Source organism: Hydrogenimonas sp. (genome assembly GCF_029933015.1).
GTDB lineage: Bacteria > Campylobacterota > Campylobacteria > Campylobacterales > Hydrogenimonadaceae > Hydrogenimonas.
This window is the reverse complement of record NZ_JAOZOZ010000004.1, coordinates 19,147-28,022: the sequence shown is the minus strand read 5'-3', so window position 1 is coordinate 28,022 and position 8,876 is coordinate 19,147. Positions and strand designations below refer to the sequence as shown.

Sequence of the window (8,876 nt, the reverse complement as noted above, 5' to 3'; positions counted from 1 at the left end):
TTTTGAGTTTTGAGTTTTGAGAAAGATGACATGAACGGGAGTTCATGTCAAGGGTTCAGTAGATGTAGCCCGCTTTTTTCAGGGCCTCTCGAATGTGTTTCATCTGGGTGTGTTTGCAGCGGCACCATTCAGGGGCCAGAAGGGTGTCGTCGTCGATGCCTGCGGTGACGCGCTGGACGCTGATATGGGGCGGCAGCATCCGTATCGATTCGACGACCAGTTTTATATAGCGCTCTTCGTCGATGGGAGTGAATCTGCCTTTGAGATAGTCGACGGCCAGCGCCGTGTTTTTGACCACGTAGAGGGGGTGGATCTTGATCGAGTCGATTCCCCAGGCGATCGACTCTCTGACCGTATCGAGCATCATCTCCTCCGTCTCTGCGGGAAGGCCGAAGATCACATGGCCGCAGACCTTCAGGCCCCGATCCTTGCTCTTGCCTATCCACTCCTTCACGTTGGCGCTGTCGTGTCCGCGGTTGATCGCTTCGAGGGTTTCGTCGTAGATCGACTGGATGCCGTATTCGATCCAGATTTCGTACTCGCGTGAGAGTTCGGCGAGATAGTCGAGAATCTCTTCGGTGACGCTGTCGCTGCGTGTACCGATGGAGAGCCCCACGCATCCGGGCTGACGCAGCGCCTCTTCGTAGAGGGCCTTGAGCGTTTCGAAAGGGGCGTAGGTGTTGGTGAAAGACTGAAAATAGGCGAGAAACTTTTTCACGCCGTATTTGCCCGCCAATCGGCGGCTCGTGGCCCGATACTGGACTCTTACCTGCTCCAGCTGTTTTTGGAGCAGAGGATTCTCCGAAGAGTCGGGATGCAGATAGAACTTTTTGGAGGCTTTGGCGAGGTTGGGGCTGAAAGACTCGTTCAGACAGAAGGTACATCCCCCTTTGGCTACCGTACCGTCGATGTTCGGGCAGGTGAACCCCTGGATGCTGAGCGGTACCTTGTAGACATCCTCGCCGAATTTCCTGCGAAAATAGCGTCCGATCGTGAATACTTTTTTCACACTCCCCCTTTGCGTCTGCATTCGTGTCGATCGGATTATATCCAGCCGTTTTTGCAACAGGTTGATATCGGACATCTATTTAGACGATATAATTTCCGTCGAAGCAGGCTTTGCAGTAGTTCTGATCGTCACCCACCGCCCGCATCATGCCGTCGATGGAGATGAAAGCCAGCGAATCGGCTCCGATATATTCGCACACCTCTTCCGTGCTCATGCGGGCACTGATCAGCTTCTCCTTGTCGGGCGTATCGACCCCGTAGTAGCAGGGTCCCGTCGTCGGCGGCGAGGAGATGCGCATATGCACCTCCTTCGCGCCCGCCTCCTTGAGCATACTGACGATCTGCTTGCTGGTCGTACCCCGTACGATCGAGTCGTCGATGACGATGAGACGTTTCCCTTCGATCACTTCCCGGATCGGGCTCAGTTTCATCTTGACTTTCAGGTTCCGAAGCTCCTGGGTCGGTTCGATGAAGGTCCGCCCGACATAGTGGTTGCGCATGATGCCCAGCTCGAAGGGGATGCCGCTGTGCTGGGAGTATCCCAGAGCCGCGGCCACGCCGCTGTCGGGCACCGGCACGACCATATCCGCCTCCACGGGAAGCTCTTTGGCCAGCTCCTCTCCCATCTTTTTCCGCAGAGAGTAGACGTTCTTTCCGAAAACGACACTGTCTGGCCGGGCGAAATAGATGTATTCGAAAATACACATATGGGGATTGGGTTCGAACACGCGGATCGATTTCGGGGCTTTGCCTTTTTCGAAGATCAGCATCTCGCCCGGTTCGATATCGCGGATGAACTCGGCACCCACCAGATCGAAGGCGCAGGTTTCGCTGGCGACCATGTAGCCGTCACCGAGTCTGGCCAGACTCAGGGGCCTGAAACCGTAGCGGTCGCGCACGGCGTACATCTTGCTGCGGCTCTGTATGATGAAGGAGTAGGCCCCTTCCACTTTGTGCAGGGCATCGGTGATGCGGTCGATCAGCTTCTCCTTTTCGCTCTTGGCGATCAGGTGGATCATGTTCTCGGTATCCATGAAGGTCTGGAAGATGGCACCCTTTCTAATCAGCTGGTCGCGTACTTCCTGGGCGTTGGTCAGGTTACCGTTGTGAACGATCGCCAGTTCGCCCAGATCGTAGCGGGCGTAGACCGGCTGGGCATCGAGGATCGAGTCGTCTCCCGCGGTGGAGTAGCGGGTGTGACCGATGGCCATATCGCCCTTGAGCTTCTTGATCTTCTTTTCGCTGAAGATCCGCGTCACCAGGCCCCGATCCTTGATCAGATGGAACTTGCCGTCCCTGTTGGAGCAGATACCCGCCGCTTCCTGGCCCCTGTGCTGAAGAGCGAAAAGGCCGAAAAAAGCGATCTGCGCCGCACCTTTGACGTCGAAAACCCCGACGACCGCACACTTTTCGTTCAGAAATCTTTCCATATCAAAGTCCCAGACAATCGCTGATATCGTAGAGGCCCGCCGGCTGGTTCACCAGCCATTTGCAGGCGCGCACCGCCCCTTTGGAGAAGGTCTCCCGGCTCGTGGCGGTATGGTTCAGTTCGATGAATTCGCCGTCGTTGTAGAAGCCGACCGTATGGCGCCCGACGACATCTCCGCCGCGGATCGCCATGACACCGATCTCCTCTTTTTTCCGCTCACCGGTGATACCGTCACGGCAGCTGACCCGGACCTTTTCCAGATCCAGCCCTCTCCCCCTGGCGGCGAACTCCGCCAGCGTCAATGCCGTTCCGCTGGGAGCGTCCTTTTTGTAGCGGTGATGCTGCTCGACGATCTCGATATCGAAATCCCCGAGCTTCTCCGCCGTCATCTGCACCAGCTTCTTCAGCAGCGCGATCCCCGCCGACATGTTGGTCGCGTAGAGGATCGGCATGATTTCGCTCGCCTCTTCGAGCAGCGCTCTTTGGGCGTCGTTGAGGCCCGTCGTTCCGATGACGAGCGGCCTGGGACGATCCATCGCCGCTTTCAGAAGCGCCTCGGTCGCTTCCGGCACGGTGAAATCGATGGCGGCGTCGCAACTGTCCAGAAAGATCTTCGCGTCGTTGGTGACGACCGATCCTTCCGGCGCATGGAAATCGATACGGTCACGCTCGCAGAGCGCGGCGACCCGGGTATCCGGATCTTCCGACAGATTTTTGACGAGGAGCTGGCCGACACGGCCGTTGGCTCCGTAGACTCCCACTTTCAGCATAGATTCTCCCGATGTAGATGTTCGACGTAGGCGATCGCTCCGATCGCCGCGTTGGCGCCGTCACCGGCGGCGCAGACCACCTGTTTGGGCGCCATGATGCGGATGTCGCCCGCCGCGAAAAGCCCCTGTTCGCTGGTACGCATCTGCAGATCGACGACCACTTCGCCGTACTCGTTGACGTCGCAGAGGAAACTGCCGTCCTCCTGCTTCAGGACCCGGTTGTTGACGTCGTAACCGACGAAAACGAACACGCCCGGCACCGGCAGGTCGATCACCTCTCCGCTATCTTTCTTCTTGAGCCTGATGCCCTGGACACCCATGGCGTCACCGTAGACCTCTTCGACGAGGACGTTGGTGACGAATTCGATCTTTCCGTTTTCCCGGGCACGCTTCACCGTCGATGGGGCGGCGCGGAATTCGTCCCGGCGATGGACGACGTAGACTTTGGAGCAGATGTTCGCCAGATAGAGCGCCTCTTCCAGCGCCGTGTCGCCGCCGCCGATGACGGCGACCTCCTTGTCGCGGTAGAAGAAGCCGTCGCAGGTGGCACAGGTGCTCACGCCCCGCCCGAAAAACTCCTCTTCGCCCTTGAAGCCCGCCTTGCGGGGCGTACCGCCGGTGCAGACGATGACGCTTTTGGCCGTTTCGACGCTTCCGTCGCTCAGTTCGACCTTGAAGCAGAGCCCTTCGGGACGGCTGACGCGCACCACTTCCGCCATCTCGTGTTTGAGCCCGAAACGCATGCACTGCTCCGGCCAGGAGGCCATCAGATCCATACCCGAGACCACCTCCTTGATGCCGGGATAGTTCTCGACCTCGCTGCTCTGGGTGATGGCGCCGCCGGGCATCCCCTTTTCGTACATCACGACATTTTCGAGTCCGCCCCGTGTCGCGTAGAGTCCGGCCGTCAGACCGGCCGGTCCTCCGCCGATAATCGCCAAATCCAACATCATTGTACCTCCAGTAGATAGATCTTGCTCGCCTGCTTGTAGAGTCCGTTTTCGTTCTGCTTTTCGATCATGAAGTAGCTGGGCACTTCACGGATATGAAACCGATGGATGATTTTCAGCAGCGTATTGGTCCCCGCCGTCGCGTAGACGACATTTTTCTCCCGCTCTCTCCGTTTCTGGTAGAGATCGATGGCGAGAACGGGATTTTTCTCTTTCAGTTTCCGCAGAGCCCTGTCGATATCCCCCATATGCGAACTGTAGACCACGACGATATACCTGTCGGCCTCCGGTTCGAATAGTCGTGATTTAGTATAGAGTATCGTCTCTTTGAAATTGATAAATTTGTATTGGGAGTATTTGTAGTTGAAATAGCCGAAAGCGAGGGCTATCATCGCCGCACCGAAAAACGATGCGAAGACATAGGAGAAGGAGAAAAGGGATCTTCTCCTTCCGCCGTTCATCTGAAGATTCGGGTTATTTCAGAAGTGCGTCGAGTTTTTCGGCGAACGCCTGCTTGGAAGCGGCACCGACCATCTGATCGACGACCTGGCCGTCTTTGAAGAAAAGGATGCTCGGGATGGAGCGGATACCGAATTTGATCGCCAGATCCTGCTCTTCGTCCGTGTTGACTTTCGCGATTTTCGCTTTGCCTTCGTACTCTTCGGCGAGCTCTTCGATGACCGGTGCGATCATACGGCACGGTCCGCACCAAGGCGCCCAGAAGTCAACCAGAGTGACACCCTCTTTGACCGTTTCGTCGAAATTGCTGCTGTTAAGCTCGATATATTTGCCCATTCAGGATCTCCTTGAGAAAGTTGTGGCTTGATTATACCGGTTAAAACTTTAAAAAATTTTGTTACCGGATATTAAATCCGCCGTCAAACCGTAATGTTTTCGATCCATTCGCAGCGATCTTCTTTGACGATCAGTGCGTCGAGCTGAAAAGGAAGATCGAGATTCCGCTTCTTCAGATAGGCGTGGATGGAGCGGATCAGTTTCTGCAGTTTCGCGGGTGTGATGTTGTAGACCGGCTCGAAGGTCGTGCCGCTTTTGACCTCGACGAAATGGAGCACGCCTCCCTTTTGGGCGACGATGTCGATCTCACCGAAACGGGAGTAGACGTTTCTCTCCACGATACGGCAGCCCCGCCGCATCAGATAGTCGCAGGCGAGAGTCTCGGCCCTGTCGCCGACGGCCCGACTCATGCGGGAAGGACCTCCACCTTCAGGGATTTGAAAAGGGCCGTGCCGATCAATTCGTCACAGGCGTCCCCGAAGAGATAGTTGATCTTCGATTTCGCGTGATGGAAGGTGACGTAGAGGGTATCGGGCGCGATCTTTTCACTGAATTTGATCCGCAGGGGCGCACTCTGGCCGTAAGGAGTCCTGAGCACGACATATTCGCTGTCCGGAAGGCGTGCCCGATCCGTTTCGCTCGCCAAAAGCAGATCCTCTTCGTAACGGTGGTTCAGCTTTTGGCTGCATCCTGTCTGGGCGGCGTTGTTGTAGTGCGCCAGCGTACGGCCCGTGGTCAGGTAGAACCCTTCACGCACCTCCCCCGCTTCCAGAAGCTCTTTGATCATGCCCCGAAGCTCGTACTGACGGTAGACGTAACGCCCCAGTCCGTCATCGGTCCGGAAGTCGAGCAGATGGAGCACCGGTGTGTCCTCGATGTAGACGGGCCACTGCAGACCGCGCTTGCGGTGTCTTTTCAGGCGCAGGTAGCTGGCGCCGCTGAATCGGCGGTGGGCCACTTCGCGCACTTCGTTCCAGACATCTTCGCTGCTGCGGTAGTCGTAATCGCCCCCCATGGCGTTGTCGAGCATTCTGATCACCTCCCAGTCGTCGGGCAGATCCGACTCCACCAGAGGCTGGGAGAGATGCAGGCGCCGCATCGCGTTGACGTAGACCCCCTCTTTCTCGTAGGCCGACTTGACACCGACGACGATGTCCGCCTTTTTGGCGATCTCCGTCATGAAAAGCTCCTGCACCATGATCAGATCCAGACGCTCCAGCGCCTTTTCGATCTTGTTCTGGTTGGGATGGATATGGGCGATATCCTCCCCCATGTTAAGCAGCGCCCTGATCTTTCCCTCCAGCATCGCATCCACCAGCTGCGGTGTCATGAGCCCCACCTTCTCGGGTGTCTGGTAGTCGGGCGCGTAGTAGGGAAGGCACCCCATGTCGCAGGCGCCCTGGACATTGTTCTGGCCCCGCAGGGGCATCAGACCCGCTCCGGTTTTGCCGATGTTGCCCGTCAGGAGCGCGAGGTGCGTGATCGCCATCACCGCATGGCTGCCGTCGAAATGTTCGGTGATGCCCAGTCCCCAGAAGATCATCGACTTTTTCAGGGCGTACTCACGGGCGATGACGGGGATCTTGGTGGCCAGGTGCTCGTAACCGGGGATCGAGCGGAAAAAGAGAGGGTCGGCGTAGGGGTCGTTCAGGATCGCTTCCCGAAAACTCTCGAAGCCCGTCGTCCGTGTCTCGATGAATTTTTTGTCGTAGAGCTCCTCTTCGATGATGACCCGCGCCATCATGTTGAGCACCAGCAGATTCGCCTCGTGGGGAATGACCGCTTTGTGTTTGGCGTATTTCATCATCTTGATCTCCCGCACGTCGATCACCGCCACGTTGTCGTGCAGACGCGCCGCGTCGATGATGCGGTTGGCGACGATCGGATGGGCTTCGGTCGTGTTGGAGCCGATGATCAGGATGAATTCGGCCTCGTAGATGTCGTTGTAGGGGTTGGTCGCCGCACCTTCGCCGATCGTGGCGCGCATCCCCTTGAGGCTGGGGGAGTGGCAGACCCGGGCGCAGTTGTCGACATGGGGCGACTTCATCGTCTCGCGGCAGAATTTCTGAAACAGATAGGCGCTCTCGCAGCTGGTGCGCGCCCCGCCGATGGCGCAGAAGCTCTCGTCTCCATGTTCTTTCCGGATTTCGGTCAGTTTCATCGCCGCCGCCTCGACGGCCGTGGCCAGATCAGTCGTATACCAGGCATCGTCGAACGGTTGGAGACGCTTTTGGATCTTTTCGAAAATATGGGGATTTTTCTCGAGAAAGCGGCGGGCGATGCGCGGCCGGCGGATCCTGGCGTCGGAGTGGACGAAATCGAAACCGTATTTGCCCTTGACGCAGAGTTTCCCCTGGCTGACGTAACCGTCCTTGTCGGCGGTGATTTTGACGATGGTGCCGGATGATTCATCCACCTGGGCGACGATGTCGCAGCCGACTCCGCAGTAGGTGCAGACGCTTTCGATTTCCTTGTGATGCATGTTGACCGCCTTTGTGTGACTTGTGGCACTCCATTGTAAAAAATTGTGCCTGCGAAGCAGCTCACATTATTTTTTACTTTTTTACACTTATCCTTCTCTTATCCTTCTATCCGGATCATCACGGGGCGCTCTTTGACACTCTCGAGTTCGAAGAGGCGTTTGAGGGCCTCCTGCATGGCGCGCTCCTCGCAGGCGTGGGTCGCCAGCAGCAAAGAGGCCGACTCGCCGCTGCCGGGTTTCTGGAGCATCGTCTCGATGGAGATCTTCTGCTCGCCCATCACCTGGCTCACCTTCGCCAGCACACCCGGCTTGTCGGCCACCTCCAGGCGCAGGTAGTATCTGCTGACGATGGCGTCACGCTCCAGAAGCTTCAGCCCCGTCTCCAGCGGACGTTTGAAACCGAGCATGGGCGACGATTTTCCCGCCCTGGCGATGGCGATGATGTCGCTGATCACCGCGCTCGCCGTGGCGTCACCGCCGGCTCCCGGGCCGTAGTACATCGTCTCTCCCACCTTGTCGCCCACGACGCTCACGCCGTTCATGACGCCGTCGACCTTGGCGATCATCTCGCTCTGGGGCACCAGGGCCGGATGGACCCTCAGCTCCACGTATCCGCCCACCTTCTTGGCGATACCCAGCAGTTTGATCGTGTAGCCGAACTCCTTGGCGAAGGAGATGTCGTTCTGGGTCACCGACTCGATCCCCTCGATCAGGATATCCTCCGGCTTCGCGTCGATGCCGTAGGCGATGGAGGCGAGGATCAGCAGCTTGTGGGCCGCATCGAATCCACCGATGTCGAAAGTCGGATCGGCTTCGGCGTATCCCAGCTCCTGCGCCTCTTTCAGCGTGGGCTCGAAATCGGCGCCCTCGACCATCATCTTGGTCAGGATGTAGTTGGCCGTCCCGTTGATGATCCCCTTGATCGACTCGATATGGTTGGCGCTGAGACCTTCCCTGAGCGCCTTGATGATCGGAATGCCGCCCGCCACGCTCGCTTCGTACTCGAAGGGAATATCCCCCGCCACGTCCTGCAGCTCGTAACGGTGGTAGGCCAGCAGCGCCTTGTTGGCCGTGACGACCGCCTTGCCCCGCTCCAGCGCCTTTCGCACCGCGGCGTAGGGCTCCTCGACGCCACCCATCAGTTCCACGACGATATCGATTTGGGGATCCTCGAGCACTTCGTCGATATCGTCGGTCAGGGGCATCGGCACGTCACGTTTTTTGGAAAGGTTCCGGACCACCCCCTTTTTGACGACGATCTCCTTGCCTGCCCGCGCGGTGATGATGTCGCGGTTGTCCTCCAGAATCTGCGCGACACTCTGTCCTACGGTGCCGACACCGATGATACCGACTCTTATCATACGCGGCTCCTTTTCGCTTCGCTCAATGAAAAATGAAAAATGAAAAATGAAAAATTCCGGAAGGTCACTTCGTTCCCTTTT

The 8,876-nt window shown here is 57.6% G+C and carries 9 protein-coding genes; all 9 read right to left on the bottom strand.

Features of this window, described 5'->3' with window-relative positions; translation table 11 throughout:
- Positions 1-55 precede the first annotated feature (55 nt).
- The 9 genes from Q1K23_RS00850 to Q1K23_RS00810 all read right to left on the bottom strand — a co-directional run bounded on the left by Q1K23_RS00850 (position 56) and on the right by Q1K23_RS00810 (position 8,795).
- Positions 56-1,030, bottom strand: coding sequence for a TIGR01212 family radical SAM protein (locus Q1K23_RS00850; protein WP_300361189.1), 975 nt, complete (start codon positions 1,028-1,030; stop codon positions 56-58).
- Between the two features lie 58 nt (positions 1,031-1,088).
- Complete coding sequence (purF, locus tag Q1K23_RS00845; protein ID WP_300361186.1) at positions 1,089-2,438, bottom strand: amidophosphoribosyltransferase; 1,350 nt, start codon at positions 2,436-2,438, stop codon at positions 1,089-1,091.
- 1 nt (position 2,439) lies between these two features.
- Positions 2,440-3,207, bottom strand: coding sequence for a 4-hydroxy-tetrahydrodipicolinate reductase (gene dapB / locus Q1K23_RS00840; RefSeq protein WP_300361183.1), 768 nt, complete (start codon positions 3,205-3,207; stop codon positions 2,440-2,442).
- Positions 3,201-4,157: a thioredoxin-disulfide reductase gene (gene trxB, locus Q1K23_RS00835; protein WP_300361192.1), complete on the bottom strand. Its 957-nt coding sequence runs from the start codon at positions 4,155-4,157 to the stop codon at positions 3,201-3,203. Before trxB ends, dapB begins: the two co-directional genes overlap by 7 nt.
- A complete protein-coding gene (locus Q1K23_RS00830; protein WP_300361181.1) occupies positions 4,157-4,618 on the bottom strand; it encodes a hypothetical protein in 462 nt (153 codons plus the stop codon). The genes trxB and Q1K23_RS00830 overlap by 1 nt, the downstream gene beginning before the upstream one ends.
- A 13-nt stretch (positions 4,619-4,631) precedes the next feature.
- Positions 4,632-4,952 carry a thioredoxin gene (trxA, locus tag Q1K23_RS00825; RefSeq protein WP_300361177.1) on the bottom strand — a complete coding sequence of 107 codons (321 nt, stop codon included), beginning with the start codon at positions 4,950-4,952 and terminating at the stop codon, positions 4,632-4,634.
- Positions 4,953-5,035: 83 nt separating this feature from the next.
- Positions 5,036-5,362, bottom strand: coding sequence for a YraN family protein (locus tag Q1K23_RS00820; protein ID WP_300361174.1), 327 nt, complete (start codon positions 5,360-5,362; stop codon positions 5,036-5,038).
- Positions 5,359-7,434: a molybdopterin-dependent oxidoreductase gene (locus Q1K23_RS00815; RefSeq protein ID WP_300361171.1), complete on the bottom strand. Its 2,076-nt coding sequence runs from the start codon at positions 7,432-7,434 to the stop codon at positions 5,359-5,361. The genes Q1K23_RS00820 and Q1K23_RS00815 overlap by 4 nt, the downstream gene beginning before the upstream one ends.
- Before the next feature lie 98 nt (positions 7,435-7,532).
- A complete protein-coding gene (locus tag Q1K23_RS00810; RefSeq protein WP_300361168.1) occupies positions 7,533-8,795 on the bottom strand; it encodes a homoserine dehydrogenase in 1,263 nt (420 codons plus the stop codon).
- Between the last annotated feature and the right edge of the window lie 81 nt (positions 8,796-8,876).